Here is a 26275-nt window from a genome sequence, read left to right on the forward strand (position 1 = left end):
CGATTACATCGAGATGTTCTATAACCCTAAACGCCGACACAGCAGTGCTATGCAGCTGTCTCCAGTAGAGTATGAGAAACGCTATTTCCTGAGCTTGGAGAGTGTCTAGGAAACCAGGGGCGATTCAGTATGAGTTTAAGACGTACACTCTACGCATGGAGTTTTCGGAAGATGGACGCTTGTGGAAGGCGACGCTAATATCAAATTGATCGCTTTAGGCGTAGCAACAGATTAGATATTTGTGTGATTTTTAGATGGTGCAAAAGGACTTGGAAAAGAAAAGGGGACAGATTTATTTTTAGCTGAATAAAAAATAAATCTGTCCCCTTTTGCGCTCGTAGAGGGTGCCGGAGATTTTAGTGGTGGGTTAGGTTCTGGCAAGGTTGAGGTTGGTGCAAAAGAAATACCTAAGGAATTAGGTAAAGTGTCTTTTGACGCAGCTAATGGTGTGGGAACCATCTACTCTCCAAGAGTCACCATGAGCGGAAGTGAAATAACATTTGATGAGTTTGCGATAGGTACTTCGAAAGGATTCATTGGCGTTGGTGCTGATGGGGCCGCTGAATTAGCAGGACCATTGAAGAAAATGCTTGCTTATGCTCAGTCCCAAGGTGCAGAAAAAATTACTCTGACAGGTCGCTATGCATCCCCAGAAGGCTCTAAGCTTGGGACAGGTAGTTTTGATAATGTAAATCAGAATTTTTCTTTTAGCTTTCCCGCGACTAAGGAAGGCTTGAGGGATTTTTTAAAAGGGGTTGGACAATGAAGATCCGTCGAACACTTGAAAAAAGGATGAAAGATGTTGAAGCCTTAGGTCGTGGGTTCTTTCATGAGGAGGCTGAAGATGGTGACATTTTATTTTCTACTGGGATAGAGGGTGGAAGATTGGATGTGTATGTTGACGGTTTTTTCTTTGGAAGTAATGAAGTTGCGAATAAGGTGTTGTTTGCTGATGTTTCTAGTATTGAAAGTCACCTGAATGTAGAGCTTTTTTCGAATTCGAGTCGTTCGGGGGATGTTGATTTTTATGTTCCCTTAGATGTGAAATGTGGCTTGTCCAATTTTGCGTTATTTTTACCATTCTTGACTTACTCTAATGTTATGAATATCTTGGTTGGGCTTAGAGAGGATTGGGTAAGGCAGATATCTCCTAAAGGATAGTTGGTGCAAAAGAGGTTGCTGGCCTCCCGGAAGGGATTAGCTTCAATCCTAATATCGAGAGCCACTTGAGCGATTTTGATGGCTTGACACAGAGAAGTGGAATTAGCGGTACTCATAACTTAGATGCTTTCTCGCAAGCGGCATCTTAGCGAAAAAGGGGACAGATTTATTTTCTTTCGCTTTGCTAAGCTGAAAACCTCAATGGAATGAGGTTGCTATGCCAAGAATAGGACGTGAAGAGAAGGGGACAGATTTATTTTTAGCTGAATAAAAAATAAATCTGTCCCCTTTTGCGCTTTTGCGCCAAAGGAAAACACTTCATTATTGTTGATAGTGTTAAGTTTGTTGATGGCGTAAGTTACTATATGACACGAGACCCGTATGTCGGGCCAAGAGGTGTTCAGCAAGGGTTGTTAGATGGCGCAATGTCAATAGGCGTTAATGCCATTGTGATAGGGAAGTGATAATGAATATCGGTGATGTTGTTGAGCTAGATGGCTGGCTGGTTATTATTGATTATAGGGTTTTCCTCATACCAGAGAACTATTCAGAAAGTTATGAAAATGGTGAAAAAATTGAAATGTCTAACCCTGAAATAATGTTTTCTGTGATGGATGAAATCCTTCCCTTGGCCGGAGGAAAGAGCTTTATATTTCATAAGTCTAAGGTTTCAGGGGTCTTGATAGAGCTTTCGCCGATTAAGATTAAGCCAACAGCTTTATCTGTAGAGGAGAGAGGGCGTGGTTTTATTTCTATAGATATTGAGGGTGATGTTGAAAAACATAAAGCTCAGTACGAGGATTTCCTTAAGACGAGACAGAATGTTAAGTCCGGTGACTGGCTAGATTACTTGTAGGTGCAAAAGACGCAGGCAGTGCCACACTTCATGCGGCTGATGATATTCGGTTCTCGCAAAATAGCGTTTGATTCAATAAAACTGACCGAGTAACGGGTACAAATTACACATACGACGATTTGGTTCAACGAAAAAGGGGACAGATTTATTTTCTTTCGCTTTGCTAAGCTGAAAACCTCAATGGAATGAGGTTGCTATGCCAAGAATAGGACGAGTCGTATTACCCAACTACCCCCATCACGTCGTTCAGCGTGGTCACAACCGACAGGTGGTATTCGCTGCTGCGGAGGACTACCAGCGCTACGTCAATGATCTACAGGAACTGAAGGACGCATTTGGTATAAAAATTTATGCTTACTGCCTGATGACAAATCATGTCCACCTGTTGTTGGAGCCTGGAGAGGCAGTCGCAGGCCTTGGTCAGATGATGAAGGCGTTGGCAGCCCGAGCGACGCGATATCGGAATAAGTTAGAAGGGCGATCAGGAACGTTATGGGAAAGCCGATATAAGTCCAGTGTGGTGCAGTCAGAGAGCTATCTGCTTGCCTGTTGCCGATACATTGAGCTAAATCCCGTGAGGGCTTGCATGGTGGATGATGCTGAAGACTATACATGGTCGAGCTACAGAGCCAGAGTTCAACTTCAACCAGGTTTTGATTGGCTGGATATTTCTGCCTGCTATTCCGCTTTGGGAGAAACTTCTGAAATACGAAAAGATCGGTATATATCGTTTTTAAGGCAGGCTGCTTCGAAGGACGAGTTAAATCTCATTAGGTCAGCCTTGCAGCGAGGGCAGTTGACCGGCGCTGATCGCTTTGTTGATGAGGTGGAGAAAATATCAGGTGTCAGATTAGAACTGCGGGGACAGGGTCGGCCAAGGTCGGGTTAAAGAAAATAAATCCGTCCCCTTTTCGCTGCTTTCTTTTTCCTTTTCCCCTAATCCTGAAGATTTTAAGCCGAGGTGGATTTCATGAGGTTAAATTACAGTCAGTCTAATGGTCTCGAGAATTTCTTTTGCGGGCAAGGTAGAGAAGAAGTTAGGGGGGTGATTGGTTTGCCGTATAGGGTTTTTCCTAAAACTGAATTTTCAGAAAATTCAATTGACGCCTTTGGTGAAGCTGTAATGCAAGTTTGGTACAACTGCTCTAATGAGTTGTTGGGGTTAGAGGTGTATTTTCCTAATGCTTGTTTTTATTATGATGGAAAGCAGGTTTTAGGTCTGTCTATTGATGATGTTGAGAGTTTTTTTGACGCTGAGGGTGTACCTTTTGAAGTGGAGAAGGACAAAACCGGCATAAACGTTAATCAAAACTCGGTCAGATTTTATGCTCCTGATATGAACGATTTAGGGGGGCGAGCCACGGTAGAGGCTGTATATGTTGGCTTTAAATAGGGGCGGGGCTTTAATTTAAAGAACTGAAAAGGGGGCAGATTTGAATGGCACTTACTTAACATTCTGAGGCTGCCCATTTTTCATAGCATCTGCCCTTGCTGATCGACGGGACTCGGTCAGCAAGGGTCAGGGGACAGATTTGAATGGCACTTACTTAACGTTCTCCACATGCTCATTCTCGCAACACTCAAAAAAGAGACGGATTTATTTTCTCACCTGAAACAATCCGCCCCTTTGTCGTTTCGCCTGCGCAAGCCAATAACACGCTACTCAGCCTTAACCTCTCTGCCCCGCACTCCCTTCAACAGCGACTCAACCAACGCCCGGGAAATCTCCAGCGAGTGGTAGTTACTCCACGCCAGATCCCCGACTTCCTGCTCGGCCAGTTCGCAGACTTGCAGGTTGGTTTCGAATGCTGATTTCAGGGTCATGGACAGGTGTATGAGGGCATCTTCGATGTCGACGCCGGCGCAGACGGCGAACAGGGGTTTGTGGCTGTCGTTGCACACGCTGAAGTGGGTGTGGACGGTGGCGAGGCGAGGGGTGATAGCGGGTGGATCAGGTACGGGCTTTTTCATGGTGTCGATCTCTGTGAAGGAGTGATGACGCCACGAACTGCTGTCAAACAGGTGGGTGGCGACTGTGCGCGGGTTGACAGACCGGTCCACAGAGAAACCCGGCGCGCCCGAAGGCGCCCACACGCACAGCTGCCATAGCAACCAGCGTTCTGCGGAAAAGGTCGGCCTGTCAAAGCCGGTCGTTGATTTGGCAACGACCGGCGAAGACTAGGTGCCGATTCCCACGAGCGCAACGGCTGATAAGGCGCGGAAGTATGATTGGGAAATTGCCTACATGAAAGTCGGAAGAAGCCTGGATTTCGTAGCTTTATGCGACACCCCGGTGGGGGATTTGCTGGGCGGGGTGTCAGGGGGATCGCGAGCAAGCTCGCTCCTACAGAAGGGGGGAGTGGGGGGCTTGTAGCTTGAATGGACGATGTGTTGCCGTCTGTGCGGGTCGATAGTGGGGCGAGCCCAACGACGAGGACGCCGTTATGACCGACAGCGCGGTAGCGATCAGCAATCTTCTTTACCTCTATGCGGAGCGCCTGGACTGCGGCGACTTTGAGGGCGCCTCGGCGCTGTTTCGGCATGCGCGGATCAAGTTGGCGGGCGACAGGCCGACCCTCGACTCAGCGCAGATGCTGGGGGTGATGCGGGACTTGATCACGCTGTATCCGTGCGGCACGCCGCGGACCAAGCATGTGACCAGTAATCCGATCATCGAGGTCGATGAGGCGGCGAACCGTGCCACGGTGCGTTCGTACTACACGGTGTTTCAGTGCACCGAAGGGTTGCCGTTACAACCGATCACGGCGGGGCGGTATCACGATGAGTTCGAGCGGGTGGACGGGGTGTGGCGGTTTTCGTTTCGGGATTATGGGTTGCAGGATGCGGTGGGGGAGATGGGGTTTCATTTGCGAGGGGAGGGTTGAGGTTTTTTGCGGGGCTTTGCGGCCTCATCGCTGGCAAGCCAGCTCCGACAGGTTGGGTGTTCACAGCCCTTGTGGGAGCCGGTCTTGCCGGCGATGAGGTGTGAAAGATCAGCCGAAAAAAAGCCCCGCAAGGCATACGCCCGCGGGGCAAAACGGTCGGTGTTCACCAACCAAAGGAGCTCTGAATTACTTGGCGGCGACGGTCTCGGCTTGCCAGCCACCACCCAACGCTTTGTAGATGGCGACGATGCCGCGATACAACTCGACTTCGCCCTGGGCCTGGGCGTCTTCCGCGGCGAGGCGCTCGCGTTCGGCGTCGAGCAGAACGAGGTAGTCCACCGTGCCTTCGCGGTAGCGGATCGAGGCGAGGTCCGCGGCTTTGCGGCTGGCTTCGCTCTGTTTCAGCAGCGAGAGCAGGCGTTGTTGGCGTTTGCCGTAGTCGCTGAAGGCGTTTTCCGATTCTTCCAGCGCCAGCAGCACTTGCTGTTCATAGGTCGCCAGTGCGCCTTCGGCGTCGGCGTTGGCGCCGCGCAGGCGGGCACGGACGCTGCCGAGGTCGAACGCGGCCCAAGTGATGCTCGGGCCAAGCGCCCAGGCGGACGCCGCCGACGAGCCGATCTGCGAACCGCGTCCGGCGGTGAAGCCGAGGAAGCCGCTGAGGCTGACCCGCGGGAACAGGTCGGCAGTGGCGACGCCGACGTTGGCGGTGGCCGCCGCGAGTTGGCGTTCGGCGCGGCGGATGTCCGGGCGGCGTTGCAGCAGTTCGCCCGGATCGCCCACCGGCAGGGCCTTGGCGATGGCCGGCAGTTGCGCCGGCGACAGGTCGACGCTCAGCGCGTCCGGCCGCTGGCCGAGCAGGGTGGCGATGCGGTTGCGCGCGCGCACTTGTTCAGCCTGCAGTTGCGGCACGCTGGCTTCCACCGCCGCGAGGCGGGCGTCGGCGCGGACTACGTCCAGCTCGTTGCCGACACCGGCATCGCGCAGGGTTTCGGTGATGCCGCGAGAGTCCTGCTGGGTCTTGAGGTTGGCCAGGGCAATCTTCTCGCGCAGTTGCGCGCCACGAAGCTGGCCGTAAGCGTCCACCAGTTCGGCGATCAGGCTGACTTGCAGTTGTTGCAGGTCGGCCTGGGCCGCGGCTTCCTGGGCCTGGCTCGCTTCCAGTTGGCGCTGGATGCGGCCGAACAGGTCCAGTTCCCACGCCATGTCCAGGCCCAGGTCGTAGCGTTCGCTGTTGACCCGGTCTTCGGTCTGGCCGGGAATCTGGCCTTTGCCGAGGTCGCTGCTGGCGCGGCTGGTGACGGTGGGGAAGGCGTCGTTGTCGACGTCTTCGCGGATCGAACGGGCCGCCTTGAGGCGGGCGAACGCCACGCGCAGGTCACGGTTGCCGTTCAGCGACTGGGTCACCAACTGGTCCAGCACCGGGTCTTCGAACTGGTGCCACCAGGCGCTTTCGAAGCGGTTGCGGTCCAGGCCGGCCTGGCCGTCGGTGGCGGCCAGGTGGGCGGCGGCGGTTTCCGGCGCCTTGTAGTCCGGGCCCACGGCGCAGGCGCTCAGGGCCAGCACCAACAGGCTTGGCATCCACAGTTTTGCAGCGCTCAGGTTCAACGGGTTCATGCGTGGTTCTCCACGGCGGGCAGCCGCGCGGCCTTGCGCGCCTGGCTGCGTTCGACGTAACGACGGATCAGGACAAAGAACACGGGCGTCAGCAGCAGGCCGAAGATGGTCACCCCGATCATCCCGGAGAACACCGCCACACCCATGGCGTGACGCATTTCGGCACCGGCGCCGGACGAGAACACCAGCGGCACCACACCCATGATGAAGGCGAACGAGGTCATCAGGATCGGCCGCAGACGCAGGCGGCAGGCTTCCAGTACCGCGGCCAGCGGGTCGAGGCCCTCGGCCTGTTTGTCCTTGGCGAACTCGACGATGAGGATCGCGTTCTTGCACGCCAGCCCCACCAGTACGATCAAGCCGATCTGGGTGAAGATGTTGTTGTCGCTACCGGACAGGATCACCCCGGTAATCGCCGACAGCAGGGTCATCGGCACGATCAGGATCACCGCCAGCGGCAGGCTCCAGCTTTCGTACTGGGCGGCCAGCACCAGGAAGGCCAGCAGCACGCAGAGCGGGAAGACGAACAGCGCGGTGTTACCGGCGAGGATCTGCTGGTAGGTCAGCTCGGTCCACTCGAAGGTCATGCCGTTGGGCAGTTCTTCTTTGAGCAGTTTCTCGATGGCCTTTTCCGCCTGGCCGGAGCTGTAGCCCGGGGCCGCGGCGCCGTTGATCTCAGCGGTGATGAAGCCGTTGTAGTGCATCACGCGGTCGGGGCCGGAGGTGTCGCTGACCTTGATGAAGGTCGCCAGCGGAATCATCTCGCCCTGGTTGTTGCGCACCTTCAACTGGCCGATCTGTTCGGCGTCGAGACGGAACTGCTGTTCAGCCTGGACGTTGACCTGGTAAGTGCGGCCAAAACGGTTGAAGTCGTTGGCGTACAGCGAGCCCAGGTAGATCTGCAGGGTGTCGAAGATGTCGTTGATGGCCACGCCGTGGGTCTTGGCCTTTTCCCGGTCGATGGCGGCATCGACCTGCGGCACGTTGACTTGGTAGCTGGTGAACAGCCCGGCCAGCTCCGGCACGTTGTGGCTTTTGGCGATGATGTTCTGGGTTTCTTTGTACAGCGCTTCATAGCCCAGGTTGCCGCGGTCTTCGATCTGCAGGCGGAAGCCGCCGATGGTGCCCAGCCCCTGTACCGGCGGCGGCGGGAAGATCGCGATGTAAGCGTCCTGGATGTCGGCGAACTGCGCGTTCAGCGCGGCGGCGATGGCGGCTGCCGACTGGCTCGGGTCTTTGCGCTCATCGAACGGCTTGAGCGGGGTGAACACGATGCCGCTGTTCGGGCTGTTGGTGAAACCGTTGATCGACAGGCCCGGGAAGGCTACCGAGTCGGCCACGCCCGGTTGTTTCAGGGCGATTTCGCTCATTTTCTTGATGACCGCTTCGGTGCGGTCGAGGCTGGCCGCGTCCGGCAACTGGGCGAAGGCCACCAGGTACTGTTTGTCCTGCGCGGGGACGAAGCCGGTCGGGGTGGACGAGAAGCCCATCCAGGTCAGCACCATCAGCCCGGCGTAGACGAACATTGCCACGCCGCTGCGGCGGATTACCCGGCCGACGGTGCCGACGTAGCTGTGGCTGGCACGTTCGAAGAAGCGGTTGAACGGACGGAACAGCCAGCCGCCGAACAGGCGATCGAGCACCCGCGAGAAACGGTCTTTCGGCGCGTGATGACCCTTGAGCAATACGGCGGCCAGGGCCGGCGACAGGGTCAGCGAGTTGAAGGCCGAGATCACGGTGGAGATGGCGATGGTCAGGGCGAACTGTTTATAGAACTGCCCGGTGAGGCCGGAGATGAACGCCGCCGGGATAAACACGGCGCACAGCACCAGCGCCGTGGCGACGATCGGCCCGGTCACTTCGCTCATGGCTTTTTTCGTGGCTTCCAGCGGTTCGAGGCCAAGCTCGATGTTCCGTTCGACGTTCTCCACCACAACGATGGCGTCGTCCACCACGATACCGATGGCCAGCACCAGGCCGAACAGCGACAGCGCGTTGAGCGAGAAGCCGAACAGGTGCATCACCGCGAACGTACCGATCAGCGACACGGGCACGGCCACCAGCGGAATGATCGAGGCGCGCCAGGTCTGCAGGAACAGGATCACCACCAGCACCACGAGAATCAGCGCTTCGAACAGGGTGTGCACCACCGCCTCGATCGAGCCGCGAACGAACACGGTCGGGTCGTAGACGATGCTGTAGTCCATGCCTTCGGGGAAGTCTTTCTTCAGCTCGGCCATCTTGCCCCGCACTTCGTCGGAGATCTCGATGGCGTTGGAGCCTGGGCGCTGGAAGATCGGGATCGCTACCGCCGGCTGGTTGTTCAGCAGCGAACGCAGGGCGTACTGGCTGGAACCCAATTCGATCCGGGCGATGTCTTTCAGGCGGGTGATTTCACCGTTCTCGCCGGAGCGGATGATGATGTTTTCAAACTCTTCTTCGCTGACCAGCCGGCCCTGGGTGTTGACCGAGAGCTGGAAGCTGGTGCTGCCGGGCGCGGGCGGTGCGCCGAGTTGGCCGGCGGCGACCTGGCGGTTCTGTTCGCGGATGGCGGTGACCACGTCGCTGGCGGTCAGGTTGCGCGAAGCGGTCTTGTTCGGATCGAGCCAGACCCGCAGCGAGTAGTCGCCCATGCCGAACAACTGCACATCACCGACGCCGCCGAGGCGCGCCAGCTCATCCTTGATGTTGAGGATGGCGTAGTTGGACAGGTAGAGCATGTCGTAGCGGTTATCCGGCGAGGTCAGGTGCACGACCATGGTCAGGTCGGGCGAGGCCTTGTCGACGGTGATGCCGATACGCGTCACTTCTTCCGGCAGCTTGGGCTGGGTGCGGGTCACGCGGTTCTGCACCTGCACCTGGGCGTTGTCCAGGTCGGTGCCGAGGGCGAAAGTGATGGTCAGGGTGATCTTGCCGTCGGCGGTGGACTGCGAGGACATGTACAGCATGTTCTCGACACCGGTGATGGCTTGTTCCAGCGGCGCGGCGACGGTTTCGCCGATCACCTTGGGGTTGGCGCCGGGGAAGTTGGCGCGCACGACCACGGTGGGCGGCACGACTTCCGGGTATTCGCTGATCGGCAACTGGAACAGCGAGATGGCGCCGGCGATCAGGATCAGCAGCGAGAGCACCGCGGCGAAGATCGGCCGGGTAATGAAAAACCGGGAAAAATGCATTGGACTGGTCCCTTAACCGCGTGGAGCCGTGGCGCTGGCAAGCTTGACCGTCGCGGCGCCGGCGGGCACTGGCGGACGGTTGGCGGCTTCCAGGGCCTGGCGCTGTTGGGCGAGGGCGGCGAGGGTCGCTTCGCTGGCCATCGGTGTTTCTTCAGGGGTGACCGACGAGCCGGGGCGTACGCGTTGCAGGCCCTTGACCACGATGCGGTCCTCCTTGCTCAGGCCGGCGCGGACGATGCGCAGGCCTTCGAGTTTCGGACCGAGCTCGACCGGGCGGTAATCGGCCTTGTTGTCCTTGTCCATGACCAGCACGAACTTCTTGCCCAGGTCGGTGCCCACGGCTTCGTCGTTGATCAGCACCGCCGAATAGGTGGCGCTGCCGACCAGTTTCAGGCGGGCGTAGAGGCCGGGGGTGAACTGGCCGTCACGGTTGTCGAACACGGCGCGGCCACGGATGGTGCCGGTCTTCGGGTTGACCTGGTTGTCGACGAAGTTCATCTGGCCCAGGTGCGGGTTGCCGGTTTCGTTGGACAGGCCGAGGTACACCGGGGTGGTCTGGCCGCGCTGGCCGTCGCGGGCGAGCTGGGTGTATTTCAGGTAGACGCGCTCGTCGGCATCGAAGTAGGCGTAGACGCGGTCGGTGGAGACGACGCTGGTCAGCGGCGTGACGTCGGCGGTGACGATGTTGCCGGCGGTGAACTGGGCGCGGCTGACCCGGCCGCTGATCGGCGCGGTAACGCGGGTGAAGCTCAGGTTCAGTTTGGCCAGGTCGAGTTGCGCCTGGATCGCCGCGACTCCGGCGCGGGCTTCGGCGGCGGCGCTGGTGCGCGACTCGGCCAGCTCGGCGGAAATGGCGTTGCTGTTGCGCAGACGCTCGCCGCGCTGGGCTTCGTTTTCACTGCGGATGGCGGTGGCGCGGGCTTGTTGTACCTGGGCTTCGAGGCGGCGGACCTCAGCCTGGAACGGGCGAGGGTCGATCTGGAACAGCAGGTCGCCCTTGTTGACCTGGGCGCCTTCGGTGAAGGCCACCTGATCGATCTGCCCGGAGACGCGGGGGCGGACTTCGACGGTTTCCGGCGCTTCGAGGCGGCCGGTGAACTCGTCCCATTCATTGATTGGTTGTTCCAGCACCTTGGCCACGCTGACTTTCGGCGCGCCGGGTGCCTGGACCGCCTCCGGGGTGCGACCACAGGCACTCATCACCAGAAGGGCCAACGCAGCAAGGGGATAGCGCAAGGGTTTGAGTGACTGCTCCATGGAGAACTCCGCCAATATATTGATAGTGGGCGGATTCTGCGTTCAGGCGCGGGTGGGCACGAATCGAACGAAGCGAAGGTGACTATCACGCGCAATGATAGAAGTGGAGTGTTATCGCGTGGCGTCGATAGTTATGCCTTGCGCGCCCACTGTATCTATATCGGTATCTGTAGGAGCGAGCTTGCTCGCGAAGGGGCCTTGATCGCGAGCAAGCTCGCTCCTACAGATGCAGACAGATACGGTGCAGGCCGTGGCAACCACAGCCAAGCTATTGGCAGGCAGGAGCAAGCAGTCTGGGTGCTGGGCGAGGATACTGGCGTCGTTCCTCTGGACCGGGTCGTCCAGGGTGCGACGGCACTATCTTCATATCTGCGCTACGTTTCACCGCCAGTAGGGTTACTGGCGGTTTTTTTTTGCCTTGAATTCAGCCGTTGGCGCGCTTGCCCTGCGCCTGCTCGGCCACCCGCGCACGAATCCGTGGCAGCAGGTCCTGGCCATACTCCACCGCATCGCGCAGTTGGTCGAAGCCACGGAACAGGAAGGTGGTCACGCCGAGGTTGTAGTACTCCAGCGCCGCCTCGGCGACCTGGTCGGCGGTGCCCACCAGAGAGGTGGAGTTGCCCGCCGCGCCGGTCAGCGCGGCGATCGCGGTCCACAGGCGTTTGTCGTGCACCACTTTCTGGCTGGCCAGTTCCACCAGGCGCGCCGAGCCGATGTTGTTCTTGCCGACGTTGAATTCGCGACGCTTGCTCGCCCGTAGTTCATGCAGCACCCGCGCATCGGCGAGGATCTGCTCGGCGCGGGCCCAGGCGGCTTCTTCGGTGGCGCCGAGAATCGGCCGCAGCGACAGGCTGAAGCGGATGTGTTTCTCGCGGCCATATTTGGCCGCCGCCTTGCGCACCTTGGCGATGCGCTCGCGCACCTGCTCCAGCGGCTCGCCCCACATCATGTAGACGTCGGCGTGCTTGGCCGCGACTTCTACGGCGGCGTCGGAAGCGCCCGAGAAGTAGATCGGCACATGGGGCTTTTGCAGCGGCTTGATCAGGGTCAGGTTGTCTTCGACGTGGTAGTGCGCGCCTTCGTGGCTGAAGGGTTGGGTCGCGGTCCAGGTCTGTTTGACCACGTCGAGGTATTCGTCGGTGCGGGCGTAGCGGGCGTCCTTGTCGATGAAGTCGCCGTCACGCTGCAGGTCGCCGCTGTCGCCGCCGGTAATCACGTTGATCGAGGCGCGGCCACGGCTGAGCTGGTCGAGGGTGGCGAACTGGCGGGCGGCGAAAGTCGGCGCCTGGAAGCCCGGACGGTGGGCCACCAGCAGGCCGAGTTTTTCGGTGTAGGCGGCGACATGGCTGGCGATGATCAGCGAGTCGGCGGCGCTGGTGTTGACCGCCAGCAGGGCCTTGTCGAAACCGCCGTATTCCTGGGCCTGGGCGAAGGCCTTGATGAATTCCAGGTCAACGCTCGGGCCGCGTGGCGCCTGGGATTCGCTGGCTTCCTGGGGGCCGATCAGGCCGATGAATTCGAGGCTCATGGGGCAAACTCCTTGTGCGTGTCAGAGTGGCCCGCGCTCGGCGCGGGCGCAATGGGCTTTGGGGCGGTTCAGGCGACCGCTTCCTGGGTGCGACGCAAGGTGTAGCGGTTGGCCGGCACTGCCAGGCCAAAGTTGTCGCGAAGGGTCTGGCCTTCGTATTCCTGGCGCAGCAACCCGCGTTGTTGCAGCAACGGCACCACCGTTTCGGTGAAGCGTTGCAGGCCGTCGGGCAGCAGCGAATTGATGATGAAACCGTCCGCCGCGCCGTGTTCGAACCAGTCCTGCAGGGCGTTGGCGACTTCTTCGGCGGTGCCGACGAAATCCCGTGTCGGTGCCGAGAAGCGCAGCGCTACCTGGCGCAGGGTCAGGCCTTCGTCGCGGGCCAATTGCTTGAGGTGGTCGGAGGAGCCTTTATGGCTCTGGCTGCCGAGGTCGCCGAGGTCGGGGAACGGCGCGTCGAGGTCATGGCCGCTGAAGTCGTAGTCGTTGAACGGCCGGCCCAGGGCGACCAGCGCGTCATCGATGCTGACCAGTGCCGCGGCTTGCTGGTAGCGGTCTTCGGCGTCGTCGGCGTCGAGGCCGACGATGGGGCGGATGCCCGGCAGGATGAACAGCTCGTCCGGGTTGCGGCCGAAATTTTTCGCCCGTTGCTTGAGGTCCTGGTAATAGGCGCGGGCGCCGCTGAAACCGTCGGGGCTGACGAAGATCGCGTCGGCCTGGCGTGCGGCGAAGTTGCGGCCGTCCTCGGAGGTGCCGGCCTGGAAGATCAGCGGCTGGCCCTGGCGCGAGCGGGCGATGTTCAGCGGGCCTTTGACCTTGAAGAACTCGCCCTGGTGGTCCAGCGCGTGCAGCTTGTCCGGGTCGAAGAACTGGCCGCTCTGCTTGTCACGCACCAGCGCGTCGTCTTCCCAGGAATCCCACAGGCCCTGGACCACTTGCACGTGCTCCTTGGCGATGCGGTAGCGCTCGGCATGCGGCGGGTGCTCGGCCTTGCCGAAGTTGTCGGCGGTGCCGGACAGCCATGAGGTGACCACGTTCCAGCCGGCGCGGCCGCCGCTGATATGGTCGAGCGAGGCCAGTTGCCGGGCGACCTGGAAGGGTTCGGTGTAGCTGACGGTGATGGTCGCCACCAGGCCGATGTGCTCGGTGACGGCGGCCAGGGCCGAGAGGATGGTCAGTGGTTCGAAGCGGTTGAGGTAGTGCGGGCTGGATTTGGCGTGGATGTGCAGGCTGTCGGCGATGAAGGCGAAGTCGAATTTGGCGCCTTCGGCCAATTGCGCCTGTTGCTTGTAGTAGCCGAAGTTGACGCTGGCGTCGGCCAGCGCGTCCGGATGACGCCACTCGCCCCAGCCGTGACCGACACCGTGGATCATCGCGCCGAGTTTGATCTGTCGTTTGCTCATGCTTGGCTCCTGAAAAGAGGGGGAACAAGGGCCTCCGCCAGGAAAGGGGTCGGTCTGTGGGATAGACCTTAAACGTGTGAATGACGCCTGTGAAAGCACATTTTCTTCTATGCTAATTATGTAAATTACGCATTACATAAATTGACTAATATCAATAAATTGAATTTTGATTTTTGCCAGAATCTGCCGGCTGCCGCAGCTTTGGTAGGAGCGGCTTCAGCCGCGATGGGCCGCGCAGCGGCCCCAAATCGGTGTAAACCTGTTTTGCGGCCGCTTCGCGCCCGATCGCGGCTGAAGCCGCTCCTACAGGTGTACAGTGCTTCACCTGCAGGATTGCATCAAACTTCAGAAGTCATACGTCAACCGCGTGAAGTAATACCCCCCGGTAAATCCATACGGCGAATACGCCCCATAGCTCTTGACCATGGTCTTGTTGCTCGGCGATTGCCGCTCGGGATAGATGTCGAACAGGTTCTTCGCGCCAATCGCCAGGTTGAGGTCCTTGGTCAACTGATAGCCCACGTCCAGGTCGGTAATCCAGCGCGCCTTGTAGACCCGGTCGTACGAGCGGTCGCTGGCGTCGTTGACCTCGCGGTAGGAGCCGTAGTGGGTCAAGCCGAGGTTGACGCTGTAACGGTCCAGGCGCCAGTTACCGCCCAGGAGCAGTTTGGTCTTGGGCTGTACGCCGGTGATGAAGTTGCGCGCCTCACGGTCCATCAGCTCGTAGTTGCGGCCCAGGATGTTGACGCTCTCTTTGTAGTCGAGAATCTCGGTGTGGTTCCAGTTGAACGCCGCGGTCCACTTCACGCTGCCCAGGCCGCCGAGGTCCTGGTCATAGTTGCTGACCAGGTCCAGGCCCTTGGTGCGGGTGTTGGCGCCGTTGGTGAAGTACTGGCCGCCGGAGGTCGAGGTGATGCCGTTGGCCACCAGGCTCTGGGTCACTTCCGGGCCGAGCAGGGTGCCGGTCAGGGTGATGCGGTCGCGCACGTTGATCAGGTAGGCGTCAGCGGTAAACGACAGTCGGTCGGTGGGCTGGAAGGTCAGGCCGAGGCTGTAGTTGGCCGACTTCTCCGGTTTCAGCGGTTCGGCGCCAAGGGCCTTGGCGGCGGCCGAGTCCACCGGCAGCACGCCGAAGTTGATCGACTGGTAGACGCCGTTGACCACGCCAAAGGTGGTGGAGCGGGCACTGAACAGGCTGTTGGCCAGCGACGGTGCGCGGAAGCCGTTGCTTACCGTGGCGCGCACCGCCAGTTGCGGGGTGAACTCGTAGCGGGTGCTGAGCTTGCCGCTGCGGGTCGCGCCGATGCCCTGGTCAAAGTGTTCGTAGCGCAGCGCGGTGCCGACGTACCACTGCGGCAGCGGGTTGAAACCCACGTCCACATAGCTGGCGACGCTGTTGCGGTGTTCGCTGGCGGTCTCCGCCGGGGAGATGCCGTTGGTGACCTGCGCCCCCGACGAGGCGCAGTTGCCCGGAGCCACGCAGTAGCCGCCGTTGGCCCAACTGGCCCAGTCGCCGTCTTCCACTTCATAACCGTCGCGGCGCTGTTCCAGACCCCAGGACAGATCCAGCGGTTTGCTCAGGCCGACGTCGAAACCACGGTGCAGGTCGAGGTTGCTGGTCAGTTGCGTGGAGATCCAGGTGCCGGACTTGAAGTGGTTCGGCGTGGCCTCGCCCAGCGACGGGTTCTGGTTGTTCCAGGTGCCCTGTTCGGCGTCGTTGCGCCCGTAGGTGCTGGACAGGTCCCAGTCCCATTCGCTGGCCTGGCCCTTGGCGCCGAAGGCCGCCTGGAAGTCCTGTTCTTCGATGTACCAGGTCGGCGTGTAGCCGGCCGGGCGGCCGTTGGGGCCGGTGGTGATGGTGTTGACGATGGTCGGCAGGCGGAAGTTCTGGCCCTGTTCGGCCTTGCGGTAGGACCAGGTGCTGAACGAGTACAGGCTCAGGTCATCGTTGACCGGCAGTTCGGCGTTATAGCCCAGGGTCAGCAGGTTGATCTTCGGCGTGCCGTAGCCGCCATAGGTGACCTTGCCGGCCTTTTCATGGGCTTCGGCATAGCTGTAGCCGTTGGCGCTGGCTTTGTTGTCGTCGTTCTGGCTGCGGGCATCCAGGGCCAGTTGCAGCACGCCGTCGGTGCCGATCTCGAAGCCCTTGTTGACGCTTTGCTGCACGGTCTGTTTCTTGCCGTCGTAGCCCTGGCCGGCATTGGTCACGGCGGTGCCGCTGGTGTCGGCCTTGAGGATCACGTTGATGACCCCGGCGATGGCGTCGGAGCCGTACTGGGCGGCGGCGCCGTCACGCAGCACTTCGACGTGGTCGATGGCGCTGATGGGGATCAGGTCGAGGTCGGCGGGGGCGGCGCCGGCGTTGATTCCGCTGATGTTCAGGGTGGCGCTGGTGTGCCGGCGCTTGCCGTTGACCAGCACCAGCACTTGCGCCGCGTTGAGCCCGCGCAGGCTTGGCGCGCGGGCCATGCCGCTGGCGTCCCAGCCGGTTTTTTCCGGCAGGGTGAAGGAGGCGACGCTGGCGCTGAGGGCTTCCATCAGCCCGGGCTTGCCGGTGTCTTGCAGTTGCTTGGCGCTGATCACGTCGATCGGCGCCGGGCTGGTGGTCACGGTGCGTTTTTCGCTGCCGCGGCTACCGGTGACGATCACGGTTTCCAGGCGCGAGCCGCTGGCTGCGGGGTCGCTCAGTTCTGCGGCGCTGAGGCCGGGGATATTCAGGCTGGCAAGCAGTGCCGCGCCCAACAGTGGGGTGCGCGCGGTCGCCGCTGGCCAGCGGGACAAAGGGGCAGTGTTCAAGGCGTGTTTCCTGTTCTGTTGTTCTTCGTGCGAGGACGGGGCCGAATGGCCGGGCTCAAGGCGCCTTGGCGGCGATGGCTTCGATTTCCACCAACGCGCCCGGCAGCGGCAGCGCAACCACTTGCAGCGCGGTGCGGGTCGGTTTGTTCGGCTGTTCGGCGGTGGCGAAGAACTTCGTGTAGGCGGCCTGCAGGCCAGCGAAGTCGAGGGTGCCGCCCTTGTCCGGGTCACCGACGAGGAAGACTCGCAATTGCACGATATCGCCAAGGTCCAGGCCCTGGCTCTGCAGCGCGCTGCGCAGTTTGGTCAGCACCGAGAAGGTCTGGGTTTCGGTGTTGCCATAGGCCTGGATGCTGCCTTTCGGCGCCTTGGGGTCGGCGACATCGGGCAGGGTGCCGCTGACGAAGGTCAGTTGCGCCGAGGCCGGCACCGTGACCAGTTGCGAGATGGGGAAGGTGGAGCCCGGCGGGCTGATGCGCTGGATGCTGTCGGCGTGGGCGGCGTTCAGGGTCAGGCTCATCAGGGCTCCGAGGGTCAGTGTGGTGATCGTGTTCATGGGTGACATTCCTTGTCGGTCAGGCGGCGGCAACGTTGCGGGTGGTCTGGTTGGCGTGCTCGGCGATCAGGCCGACCACGCGACGGGCGGATTCGGCGGCGCTGTTCTGCCAGATGCCGACGCCGCCGTGGGCGAGGGCGTCGCTGGCCAGCCAGGTACGGCCCTGGGGCTGGTTGAGCGTGTCGTAGGCCGGTTGCACCACTTCGTCGTGGACAATCCACGGGCTTTCGCTGAAGGGGATTTTCGACCAGTTGACCGCCACCGAGCGGCCGAGCTTTTGCGAGTGGCCGGGGTGCAGCGATTCCACCGCGCTTTTCGACGACGCGAACTGCTCCTGCAAGGTCTTGCCGGCAAAGGCCTCGGCGGTTTCGCCGGTGTTGTAGGTCGCCACCAGCACGCCTTGCGCGCTGTTCAGGCGGTCGCTCGGGTACCAGAGAAAACGCGCGTCATGGTTGATGTACGAGAGCCCGCCGTAGATCTGGAAGTCGGTTTCCCAGAAGCGCGGCGACTGCCAGGCGACTTTGTTGGCCTTGTCCGGCTTGGCCAGTTCCAGCGCCTGCTTGAAGGCCGGAGTGAAGTTGCTGTCGAGCTTGCGCAGCAGCGGCAGGGGCAGGGCGACCACCGCGTAGTCGGCGTCCTCGGTGTGCTGGCGGCCGCTGATGCGGTCGCGCCAGACCACGCGACTGCCGGTTTCCGAGGTCTGGATCGACTGCACTTCGGCGTTCAGTTGCACCGCGTCCTTGACCTGGCGATAGAACGCCTTGGGGATCTGGTCCATGCCGCCCACGGGCTGGAACATGGTCGCGGAAAATTCCGGGATTTCATCGAACACCAGCGGCAGCAGCAGGTTGCTGTCGAGCAGGCGGTCGAGTTCCACCGGCGTGCGCTGCACCGGGGTCTGGTCGCCGGCCCCGGCGAAGCGCGTGTAGCCCGAGCGCACCGAGCCGCGGTACTGGCGCTCGTCATTGAGGTCGCCGTAGACCTTGAGGAAATCCAGCAGCGCCTTGCGCTCGCCGGCGTTCAGTTCCTGGTCGAGGCTGTTGCGCTGGACACTGCGCGCCAGCAGCTCGCTCAGGTGGCCGCGGGTATCGTTGACCGCCTGGCGCAGCAGCAGCGGCGGCTTGCTCAGGTCCGGCTGGGCCAGGGCGTTACGGCTGCTGTTGACCAGCACTTCCAGCTCCACGCCCAGCTCACGGCAATAGCCGAGGATGGTCAGGTGGTGGCTGGGCAGGCGTGCGGCGCCAGCGTTGAAGAACAGACCGTTGTCGAATTCCACGGTTTGTTTGCTGCCGTCGTTGTGCTCGATGCGGTCGCCATTGCGCAGGGTCCAGACCCGGCCACCGATGCGATCGCGGGCTTCCAGCAGCTTGACCTCGAAGCCGGCCTTGCGCAGCTCGTAGGCCGAGACCAGGCCGCTGATGCCGCCACCGACGATCACGACTTTTTTGCCGTTGCCGGCGCGGCTGGCCAGTTTCAAAGGTTCGAAGGTCGCCGCCTGGGCCGAGCCCGGCAGCCCCAGCGCGGACAGGCCGCCAAGCGCCGCCGAATAGCCACCGATGGCGGCCAGGCGGGAAATCAGATCTCTACGGGTGAGCCCCATATCGCGTATCTCCATGAAGGTTGCCGGAGGTGCGCTGCGCGAAGGACATAGGCAGCACGACCCGACAGCAACCGCGAGGTTGGGATGTCGACGTTCTGCGCACGGCCAGGGAAATGCCGCAAAGGCGGGGAGAAGCGGAAAGGGCAGACCCGCTGGCGGTGGCAGAAATCCATTTGCCTCCACCAGGTTGGGGTCGGTGAAACGAACATAAGCGTCTGAAAGGCGCTTGTGAAAGGCTTTTTGGTTCTAAGTTAATTATCAGAAAATGGCATAAAGATTATTTTCTAACATGCGATCAGGATATTTTGTTTCCGTCCAGGCGCTGCGCCGAGACCGTGCCGAACAATTCCACCGGTTCCTGCAGGTTGCCCAGGTAGCGCGGATGGAACAGCCACAGGTCCACTTGCGGCTTGAAATCGCTGACGTTGAGGACTTCGAGTTGATCGCGGTGGCGACTGGTCGCCAGCAGCGGCTCCGGCACCAGGCCCAGGCCCTGACCGTTGGCCACCAGGCCCAATTGCAGCTCGGTGCCGAAGGTCTCCAGATTGATCTGCAACGACAGCCCCTGTTCGCTCAGCGCCCGCTGCAGGCCGGCGCGGAAACCGCAACCGTCGGGGTTGAGCACCCAGCCGCGCAGGTAACAGTCCTTGAGCTTGTAGCTGCGCTTGGTCGCCGTGCCCTTGGCCGCGACCACCCGCAATTGCATGCGGCCGATGGAGCGGCTGGCGATGCCTTCGGGGAAAATCTTGCCGGTGGGGAACAGCGCGGCGGCAGCGTCCAGATCGCCGTTTTCCATCTTGGCGATCAGCGAACTGCCCCAGCCGCTGACCACCGAGGTGCGCAGGTCTGGGTACGCCTCGCGGATCTGCGCGAGGGCATCGAGCAGGACCACGTCGCCGATGGTCTGCGGCACGCCCAGCCGCAATGTGCCGCTGGGCGCACCGTCGCTGGCGACCAGCTCGCGCAGGGTGTCGATCTCCCGCAGGATCGCCTTGCACTGCTCATAGACCCGCCAGCCCATGGGCGTCGGCTTGAGCGGCTTGGTGTTGCGATCCAGCAGATTGGCGCCCAGGTCTTCCTCGAAATTCTGCACCCGCCGCGTGATCGCCGGCTGGGTCAACTGCAACGCCTCGGCGGCGAGGTTGGTCGACTGGCAGCGGATGACGGCGACAAAGGCGTCCATGTCATCGATCTTCATATTCGCTTCTCACATACTCTGAGCCGGGGAAATGTTTTTGCAGAATAATCCTTCTTGGCCGACCGTGCTCAGGATTGTGCGTCAGCGGTAGCGCCGCCTCCCCAGAACCCGCCACCACGCGCCTTTGCCGCGGCTTTCGATGGCTTTCAACTGCTCGCCGAGCGCGGCGATGATCTGTTCATCCCGCGGGCTTTGTACCTGATAGATGCCGAGGGCTTCGCTGAGCGCCTTGTGCGCTTGGGGAAGGTTCTCTTGTTGCAGGTGGGCCACGCCCAACGAGGCGAGGCAGGCGCCGACGGGCGCGAGGTCGTCGGGGGTGTCTTCGCGGTAGACCTGCACGGCGCGCTCCAGCGCCTGCGCAGCTTGCGCCAGTTGGCCCAGTTCCAGGTAGCAGTTGCCCAGGGTTTGCAGGCTCTGCCCGACTACCATGTGGCTGGGGGAAAACAGCGCTTCGCGGCTGCGCAGTACGTCGAGGTAAAGTGCCAGCGCTTCGGCATGCCGCTGCTGCGCCCAGCGCAGGCCGGCCAGGCCGTTGCGCACGGTCGCCAGGCTGGCCGGATCGAAACCGTCGATGGCTTCGGCCAGGGCCAGTGCTTCGAGGAAACAGTCTTGCGCTTTGTCCAGGTAACCGTGGTTTCTGTAATGCACGGCCTGGTTGTTGAGTTCGAGGACGCGTGCGTTATCGATGACGGTGCTGAGCATGGGGCGTCCTTGAAGATGCCGGGCGGCGGCCGATGTTTTTGTTAGAGTTCGCGGATTTAATGGGAGGTTTCTGGAGTGGGTCAAGCAAATCCGGGCTTTTTTTGTGGCTTATTGACATGAGTGCGGTGGATGTCCGCATCAAGGCGCCGGGCGAGGGCTCTATTGCCGAGACGGTGGCTTTTGTCATGGCTGCCCGCGCGGTGATCTTTCCGATGCTGGCGGATTCGCCGATGCCGACTGATCTGGCGGATTTTGCGGGTAGCTACCAGGCGCCCGCGCAGGGGCGTTTTCTGATTGCCCGTGACGGCGAACGTATTGTCGCGGCCATTGGTTACCTGCCGTATGACCACCGCTTTGCCCAGCTCGACTATCGCGGGCGGCGGGTGGTTGAGGTGGTGCGCTTATTCGTCGAGCCGGCGTACCGGCGGGGCGGGTTGGCGCGGCGGTTGTATGAGGCGCTGAAGGCGTTGGCGGTGGAGCAGGGCGTGGAGGTGTTGTACCTGCACACCCATCCGTTTTTGCCGGGTGCCATCGAGTTCTGGCAGCGGCGGGGGTTTCGGATTGTGGACGTGGAGGACGATCCGGTTTGGCGGACTACGCATATGGAATGGGGTCTGGCTTGACGCGGTACCTGTAGGAGCGGCCGTTAGCCGCGATGGGCCGCACAGCGGCCCCAAAACCATCCAGCACGAGATGGCTGTCTACATCCGGCATTTCTTTCAACCTTGAGGATGTCTGAATGTGAGATCCCAACCCGCCAGAAACAATGTGCTGGATGGATTCAGGGCCGCTGCGCGGCCCATCGCGGCTAACGGCCGCTCCTACAGGTTCCGCGTCGTGCCCCCTCAGAACCCACCAATCAACGGATACTCAACCGCGAACCGCACCTGATCGGCATCCGTCTCCGCCTGCGCCGCATTGCCGCGGTGCACACTGTGCCGCAGCGACAGCGCGAGGTTTTTCGCCGGACCGCTCTGCACCACATAACGCGCTTCCAGATCCCGCTCCCAATGCCGGCCACCCTCGCCATAACCCAGCCAGGCATAGCCACCCCGCGGATCGACATGGCTGCCGTCGATCCCGCTGCCGCGCACGTACAGCGCGCTGAACACCAGGCCGGGAACGCCGAAGGATTGCATCGCCAGGTCGTAGCGCGCCTGCCAGGAGCGTTCGTTCGGCGCGTTGAAGTCGGACAGTTGCACGGCGTTGCTGATAAAGATGGCGCCACGGGTGACGTAGTCGAACGGCGTGTTGCCGTCCACGGCCTGGTAGCCGAGGCTGAAGGTGTGGGCGCCGCTGCGGTAGTTCGACATCAAACTCCAGGTGGTGTTGTCGATGTCACCCGACAGCGCCTTGCCGGTGTCGCTCGTGCGGTAGAGGTTGAGGTCCAGCCCCAGCGAGCGGTCGCCGGCCAGCGGCTTGCGGTAGCTGGCGCTGAGGTAGTGCTGGCGCCAACTGTCTTCGTAGCGCGAGGTGTAGAGGCTGGTCACCAGGCCCGGCACGCCGTCGTAGACCACGCCGGCCAGGTCGAAGCTATTGCCCTGTTTGCCGTTGGAGTAGTTCACCACGAAGCCGCGGTCATGGCTGGAGGCGTTGCGGTCGGTGCTTTCGTTGAAGTGGCCGCCGACCAGTTTGAGGTTGGGGATTTCCTGGCTGGTGAGGAAAAAACCGGTGGCGGTTTCCGGCAGCAGGCGGCTGTCGGAGGAGCTGAAGACCGGCGTCTTCACCCGTTGCTCGCCGTAGCTCAGGGTGGTGTTGGACCAGCGCAGTTTGACCGCCGCGCCACCGCGGGCGGCGTTGTCCTTGGGGTGACCTTCGTTGTCCAGGCCCAGCAACCGCACCTTGCCGGCGCGGCCGCCGCCGCTGTCCAGTTGCTGTGCGTAGTAGAGGTGGGCGTCGACGCCAACCCCGACGGTGCCTTGGGTAAAGCCCGATTGCACGCTGCCCATCAGGCCGTAAGCCCATTCTTCGGCGGCGCCGTTGCGTTGGTCGCGGGGTTTGTAGGCGTTGCGCGCGCCGTTGCTGCGGCCGCCATGGCGGTAGTCGCGCTGGTCGAACACGCTGCGGTTGAGCAGCAGCCAGGTGCTGTCTTCGATAAAGCCGTTGGCCTGGTCCTGGGCCGATTCGGCATGAGCCAACGCCGGGGCCACGAGGGCCAGGGCGAGGTGGTGGAGCTTGATCACGGGCGGATCCTTCCGTAGCAGATAAAAAACGCGATTCAGCGTGGCGGCAGTTCGCGCTGGATGATGGTGGTCAGGCGCTGGCTGGCGCGGAGATTGAGGCTGGCGGGCGGCACTGGCGCCGCAGCGCCCGGCTCACCGACCTGGATCGCCATGACCATGCCCATCGACACATGGGGGCTGCACTGGATGCCATAGAAACCCGGAACGTCGAATGTCACTTCCAGCGGCTGGTTGATTTTGCTTTTGAACGGCTCGGCGCCCGCGGGCAGCAGACCGTCGATGGTCGCGGCGTTATGGCCGCTCTGGGACGACAGGAAGCGCACGCTGTCGCCGGGTTGCAGGCGCAGGAAATCCGGCTCGTAGACCATGGCCCCGGCGGCGCCGCGGTTGAGCATTTTCACTTCGTGGACTTCGGCCACGGCCATGGGGCTGGACAGCAGGGCCAGCAGCGCCAGCCTGGAAAGAACGTGCATCGGATACCTCGAAAAATCAGCGCGGACGCAGGCGCAGGAAGCGGCTGCCGTCCAGCGGATCGTCAATGAAATGGCCGTGCACGCCGAAGGTGTCGTGCAGGCGTTGTGGGGTCAGGACTTCCAGCGGCGTGCCGAGGGCTACCAGCCGGCCGTGCTGCATCACCGCGAGGCGGTCGCAGTCCAGCGCCTGGTTGAGGTCATGCAGGGCGATCAGCGTGGTCACCGGCAGTGCCCGCACCAAATGCAGGATGCTCAGTTGCTGCTGGATATCGAGGTGGTTGGTCGGCTCGTCCAGCAGCAGGATGCGCGGCTGCTGGGCCAGGGCGCGGGCGATGTGCACGCGCTGGCGTTCGCCGCCGGAGAGGCTGTGCCAGGTGCGCTGCGCCAGGTGCGCCATGGCCACTGCCTGCAAGGCCTGGGCGACAATGGCGTCATCGGCCGCGCTCCATGGCGACAGCGCCGACAGCCAGGGCGTGCGGCCCAGCTCGACGGCGTCGCGCACGCTGATGGCGTCATCGGTGTTGGCCTGTTGCTCCACCACCGCCAGCAGCCGGGCGATTTCGCCACGGCGCAGCTTCGCCAGCGGATGATCGTTGAGCCGGACTTCGCCGCTGTGAGGCTTGAGCAGACCCGCGAGCAACTTCAACAGGGTGGACTTGCCCGAGCCGTTGGGCCCGACGATACCGAGGGTTTCGCCGGGGCGGACCAGCAGGTCCACCTCCGCCACCAGCGGCGTGCCTTTGATCTGGTACCCCAGGCCCGTGCAGGCGAGGGCGGCGCAGTGCTGTGTCGGCTCGAAGGCATTCATCGCGAACGTTGCCCCCGGATCAGGATCAGGGCGAACACAGGCGCGCCGACCAGCGCGGTGATCACCCCGATCGGCAGCACCTGGCCCTTGATCAGGGTGCGCGACAGCACATCCGCCGCCATCAGGAACAGCGCGCCGCACAACGCGCTCAACGGCAGCAGGCGGGTGTGTCGCGGCCCAGCCAGCAGGCGCACGGCATGGGGAATCACCAGGCCGACGAAGCCGATGGAGCCGACGATGGACACCAGCACCGCAGTCATCAGCGCCGCGCACGCCACCAGGACGATCTGCACCTGGCGCACCGGAACGCCCAGCGCCGCTGCGGCGTCCGCGCCGAAGGTGAAGGCGTCCAGCGCGCGCCGATGCCACAGGCACAGCACCAGCCCCAGCAGCACCACCGGCAGCGCCAGCCCGACCGCTGGCCAGCGCACGCCACTGAGGTTGCCCAGCAGCCAGAACATCAGGCCGCGGGCCTGCTCGGCGCTGGCCGAGGCGGTGATCAGGAACGAGGTCAGGGCATTGAACAACTGCGAGCCGGCGATCCCGGCGAGGATGATCTGCCCGGTGCTGCCGGCCCCGCGTGCACCGCGCGCCAGCAACACCACCAGGGCGAAGGCGGCCAGGGCGCCGAGAAAGGCCCCGCCGGACATCGACAAGGTGCCGGCGCCGACCCCGATGATCGCCACCAGCACTGCGCCGGTCGACGCGCCGGCGGAAATGCCCAGCAGGTACGGATCGGCCAGCGGATTGCGCAGCAGCGCCTGCAACACCACGCCGGACATCGCCAGCCCGGCCCCGCAGGCGCCGGCCACCAGTGCGCGGGGCAACCGGTAGTTCCAGATGATGCCTTCGTCGATGGGGTCCAGCAGGTGGCCGGCGCCCCACAACTTGTTGCCCAGCACGTCCAGCACCACGGACAGGCCGAGGCGGGTTTCGCCGATGCTGGCGGCGATCGTCACCGCCAGCGCGAGCAAGGCGCCGACCCACAGGGAGTGGCCCAGCAGGCGCAGGACGAGGCGGGCGACCGCGTATGGCATCAGTGCCCCTGCCGCAGTTTCTGGCTGGCGGCGGCCAGGGTCTCGATGCCGTCGACCAGGCTCAGGCTGGCCTGCATGGCGTTGGCGTCGAGGATGATGATGCGGTCGTTTTTCACCGCGTCCATGTTGCGGGTGACCGGGTCGTTCTTGAGGAATTCGAGCTTCTTCAGGTAGTCGTCGGCGGGGAAGCGGCGACGGTCCATGCGGGCGATGACGAGGAAGGTCGGGTTGGCCTTGGCGATGGTTTCCCAGCCCACGGTGGGCCATTCTTCGTCGGAGGCGATGACGTTGCGCATGCCCAGGCTGTTCAGCATGAAGTCGGGAATGCCCTTGCGCCCGGCCACGTAAGGGTCGATATCGAGGTCGGCGCTGGAGAACCAGAACACTGCCGATTGATCCTGATCGCGGCGCTGGCCGGCGTTGTCGGTGACCTTGGCCAGGCGCGCCTTGAGGTCATTGACCACGGCGTCGCCGCGGTCCTGGACGTCCATGATCTGCGCCAGTTGTTCGATGCTCTTGTACAGGCTGTCGATCTGGAACGCCTGCAGGCGGGTGCCGTCGGCGCCGCTGAGGTTGTCCTTGCCTTCGCAGTCGGACGGCATCAGGTAGGCCGGGACCTTGAGGTCGGCGAATTGCTCACGGGTGCCGACCACGCCTTGCGGGCCGACCATCCACTCGAACTGCACCGCCACCAGGCCCGGACGCTTGCCGATCACCGCTTCGAAGCTCGGGTCGTTGTCGGCCAGGCGCTCGACCTTGGCGTTCTGCGCCTTGAAGCGCTCCGGCACGTCGCTGAACCACAGCGACGTGCCGGCCAGCTTCTGCTCAAGGCCCAGGGCGTAGAACATCTCGGTGCCGGACTGGCCGATGGTGACCGCGCGTGTCGGAGCCTGGTCGAAGGTCAGCGGGGTGCCGCAGTTATCGATGGTCAGCGGGTACGCGGTGGGCGCGGCGAGGGCGGTGCTGGCGAGGCCGAGGCTGGCGAGCAGGGCGAGCGTGAGACGGGACAGGGGCATGCGGATGCGATCTCCATTCGAACGTG

24 protein-coding genes are annotated in these 26275 nt (G+C 62.0%); 8 read left to right on the forward strand and 16 right to left on the reverse strand.

Going from position 1 to position 26275, the window contains the following annotated elements:
• From CKW37_RS24085 to CKW37_RS32625, 6 genes are all read left to right on the forward strand, one after another.
• Positions 1-109: IS3 family transposase (locus tag CKW37_RS24085; protein ID WP_135192744.1), on the forward strand; the 109-nt coding region annotated here is incomplete at its 5' end.
• A gap of 369 nt (positions 110-478) precedes the next feature.
• Complete coding sequence (locus CKW37_RS32615) at positions 479-766, forward strand: hypothetical protein (RefSeq protein ID WP_143502127.1); 288 nt, start codon at positions 479-481, stop codon at positions 764-766.
• Complete coding sequence (locus CKW37_RS32620; protein WP_143502129.1) at positions 763-1161, forward strand: hypothetical protein; 399 nt, start codon at positions 763-765, stop codon at positions 1159-1161. The genes CKW37_RS32615 and CKW37_RS32620 overlap by 4 nt, the downstream gene beginning before the upstream one ends.
• Positions 1162-1627: 466 nt before the next feature.
• Positions 1628-2017, forward strand: coding sequence for a hypothetical protein (locus CKW37_RS24090; RefSeq protein WP_095158730.1), 390 nt, complete (start codon positions 1628-1630; stop codon positions 2015-2017).
• A 196-nt stretch (positions 2018-2213) separates the two neighbouring features.
• Positions 2214-2906, forward strand: coding sequence for a transposase (locus tag CKW37_RS24095; RefSeq protein ID WP_095158731.1), 693 nt, complete (start codon positions 2214-2216; stop codon positions 2904-2906).
• Positions 2907-2987: 81 nt separating this feature from the next.
• A complete protein-coding gene (locus CKW37_RS32625; RefSeq protein ID WP_143502131.1) occupies positions 2988-3410 on the forward strand; it encodes a hypothetical protein in 423 nt (140 codons plus the stop codon).
• A 266-nt stretch (positions 3411-3676) separates the two neighbouring features.
• Here CKW37_RS32625 and CKW37_RS24100 read toward each other — a convergent pair whose 3' ends face one another.
• On the reverse strand, positions 3677-3988 hold the full coding sequence (locus tag CKW37_RS24100; RefSeq protein WP_095158732.1) for a DUF3077 domain-containing protein: 312 nt from the start codon (positions 3986-3988) through the stop codon (positions 3677-3679).
• Positions 3989-4461: 473 nt separating this feature from the next.
• Here CKW37_RS24100 and CKW37_RS24105 point away from each other — a divergent pair, with 473 nt between their 5' ends.
• Positions 4462-4902: a nuclear transport factor 2 family protein gene (locus CKW37_RS24105; protein ID WP_095158733.1), complete on the forward strand. Its 441-nt coding sequence runs from the start codon at positions 4462-4464 to the stop codon at positions 4900-4902.
• 186 nt (positions 4903-5088) lie between these two features.
• On the opposite strand, the gene CKW37_RS24110 is transcribed toward CKW37_RS24105, so the two are convergent.
• From CKW37_RS24110 to CKW37_RS24155, 10 genes are all read right to left on the reverse strand, one after another.
• Positions 5089-6516 (reverse strand): efflux transporter outer membrane subunit, encoded by a 1428-nt coding sequence (locus CKW37_RS24110; protein WP_095158734.1) that lies wholly within the window; start codon positions 6514-6516, stop codon positions 5089-5091.
• Positions 6513-9692, reverse strand: a complete 3180-nt coding sequence (locus CKW37_RS24115) for an efflux RND transporter permease subunit (protein ID WP_095158735.1) — start codon at positions 9690-9692, stop codon at positions 6513-6515. Before CKW37_RS24115 ends, CKW37_RS24110 begins: the two co-directional genes overlap by 4 nt.
• A 12-nt stretch (positions 9693-9704) precedes the next feature.
• Positions 9705-10949, reverse strand: a complete 1245-nt coding sequence (mexE, locus tag CKW37_RS24120) for a multidrug efflux RND transporter periplasmic adaptor subunit MexE (RefSeq protein WP_095158736.1) — start codon at positions 10947-10949, stop codon at positions 9705-9707.
• A gap of 424 nt (positions 10950-11373) precedes the next feature.
• On the reverse strand, positions 11374-12477 hold the full coding sequence (locus tag CKW37_RS24125; protein ID WP_095158737.1) for an LLM class flavin-dependent oxidoreductase: 1104 nt from the start codon (positions 12475-12477) through the stop codon (positions 11374-11376).
• 68 nt (positions 12478-12545) lie between these two features.
• A complete protein-coding gene (locus CKW37_RS24130; RefSeq protein WP_095158738.1) occupies positions 12546-13880 on the reverse strand; it encodes an LLM class flavin-dependent oxidoreductase in 1335 nt (444 codons plus the stop codon).
• Positions 13881-14225: 345 nt separating this feature from the next.
• Positions 14226-16598, reverse strand: a complete 2373-nt coding sequence (locus CKW37_RS24135) for a TonB-dependent receptor plug domain-containing protein (protein ID WP_371864335.1) — start codon at positions 16596-16598, stop codon at positions 14226-14228.
• Positions 16599-16731: 133 nt separating this feature from the next.
• On the reverse strand, positions 16732-17232 hold the full coding sequence (locus tag CKW37_RS24140; protein ID WP_095158740.1) for a RidA family protein: 501 nt from the start codon (positions 17230-17232) through the stop codon (positions 16732-16734).
• A 19-nt stretch (positions 17233-17251) separates the two neighbouring features.
• Entirely contained in the window at positions 17252-18832 is a 1581-nt protein-coding gene (locus CKW37_RS24145; protein WP_095158741.1) for an FAD-dependent oxidoreductase, read from the reverse strand.
• A gap of 295 nt (positions 18833-19127) precedes the next feature.
• Complete coding sequence (locus CKW37_RS24150; protein WP_095158742.1) at positions 19128-20030, reverse strand: LysR family transcriptional regulator; 903 nt, start codon at positions 20028-20030, stop codon at positions 19128-19130.
• Positions 20031-20111: 81 nt separating this feature from the next.
• The gene (locus CKW37_RS24155) at positions 20112-20732 is read right to left on the reverse strand and encodes a tetratricopeptide repeat protein (protein WP_095158743.1); all 621 of its coding nucleotides are present in this window, start codon (positions 20730-20732) and stop codon (positions 20112-20114) included.
• A gap of 116 nt (positions 20733-20848) precedes the next feature.
• Here CKW37_RS24155 and CKW37_RS24160 point away from each other — a divergent pair, with 116 nt between their 5' ends.
• The gene (locus tag CKW37_RS24160) at positions 20849-21355 is read left to right on the forward strand and encodes a GNAT family N-acetyltransferase (protein ID WP_095158872.1); all 507 of its coding nucleotides are present in this window, start codon (positions 20849-20851) and stop codon (positions 21353-21355) included.
• Positions 21356-21577: 222 nt separating this feature from the next.
• Here CKW37_RS24160 and CKW37_RS24165 read toward each other — a convergent pair whose 3' ends face one another.
• The 5 genes from CKW37_RS24165 to CKW37_RS33060 are packed head-to-tail and all read right to left on the reverse strand — an operon-like array spanning position 21578 to position 26249.
• On the reverse strand, positions 21578-22912 hold the full coding sequence (locus tag CKW37_RS24165; RefSeq protein ID WP_371864336.1) for an OprD family porin: 1335 nt from the start codon (positions 22910-22912) through the stop codon (positions 21578-21580).
• Between the two features lie 38 nt (positions 22913-22950).
• Positions 22951-23388 (reverse strand): pseudoazurin, encoded by a 438-nt coding sequence (locus CKW37_RS24170; RefSeq protein ID WP_095158745.1) that lies wholly within the window; start codon positions 23386-23388, stop codon positions 22951-22953.
• 16 nt (positions 23389-23404) lie between these two features.
• Positions 23405-24196 (reverse strand): ABC transporter ATP-binding protein, encoded by a 792-nt coding sequence (locus CKW37_RS24175; protein ID WP_095158746.1) that lies wholly within the window; start codon positions 24194-24196, stop codon positions 23405-23407.
• Positions 24193-25233, reverse strand: a complete 1041-nt coding sequence (locus tag CKW37_RS24180) for an iron ABC transporter permease (RefSeq protein WP_095158747.1) — start codon at positions 25231-25233, stop codon at positions 24193-24195. Before CKW37_RS24180 ends, CKW37_RS24175 begins: the two co-directional genes overlap by 4 nt.
• Positions 25233-26249 carry an ABC transporter substrate-binding protein gene (locus CKW37_RS33060; protein ID WP_095158748.1) on the reverse strand — a complete coding sequence of 339 codons (1017 nt, stop codon included), beginning with the start codon at positions 26247-26249 and terminating at the stop codon, positions 25233-25235. The genes CKW37_RS24180 and CKW37_RS33060 overlap by 1 nt, the downstream gene beginning before the upstream one ends.
• Between the last annotated feature and the right edge of the window lie 26 nt (positions 26250-26275).

The organism is Pseudomonas sp. Irchel 3E13, from assembly GCF_900187455.1.
In the GTDB taxonomy this organism is placed as follows: domain Bacteria; phylum Pseudomonadota; class Gammaproteobacteria; order Pseudomonadales; family Pseudomonadaceae; genus Aquipseudomonas.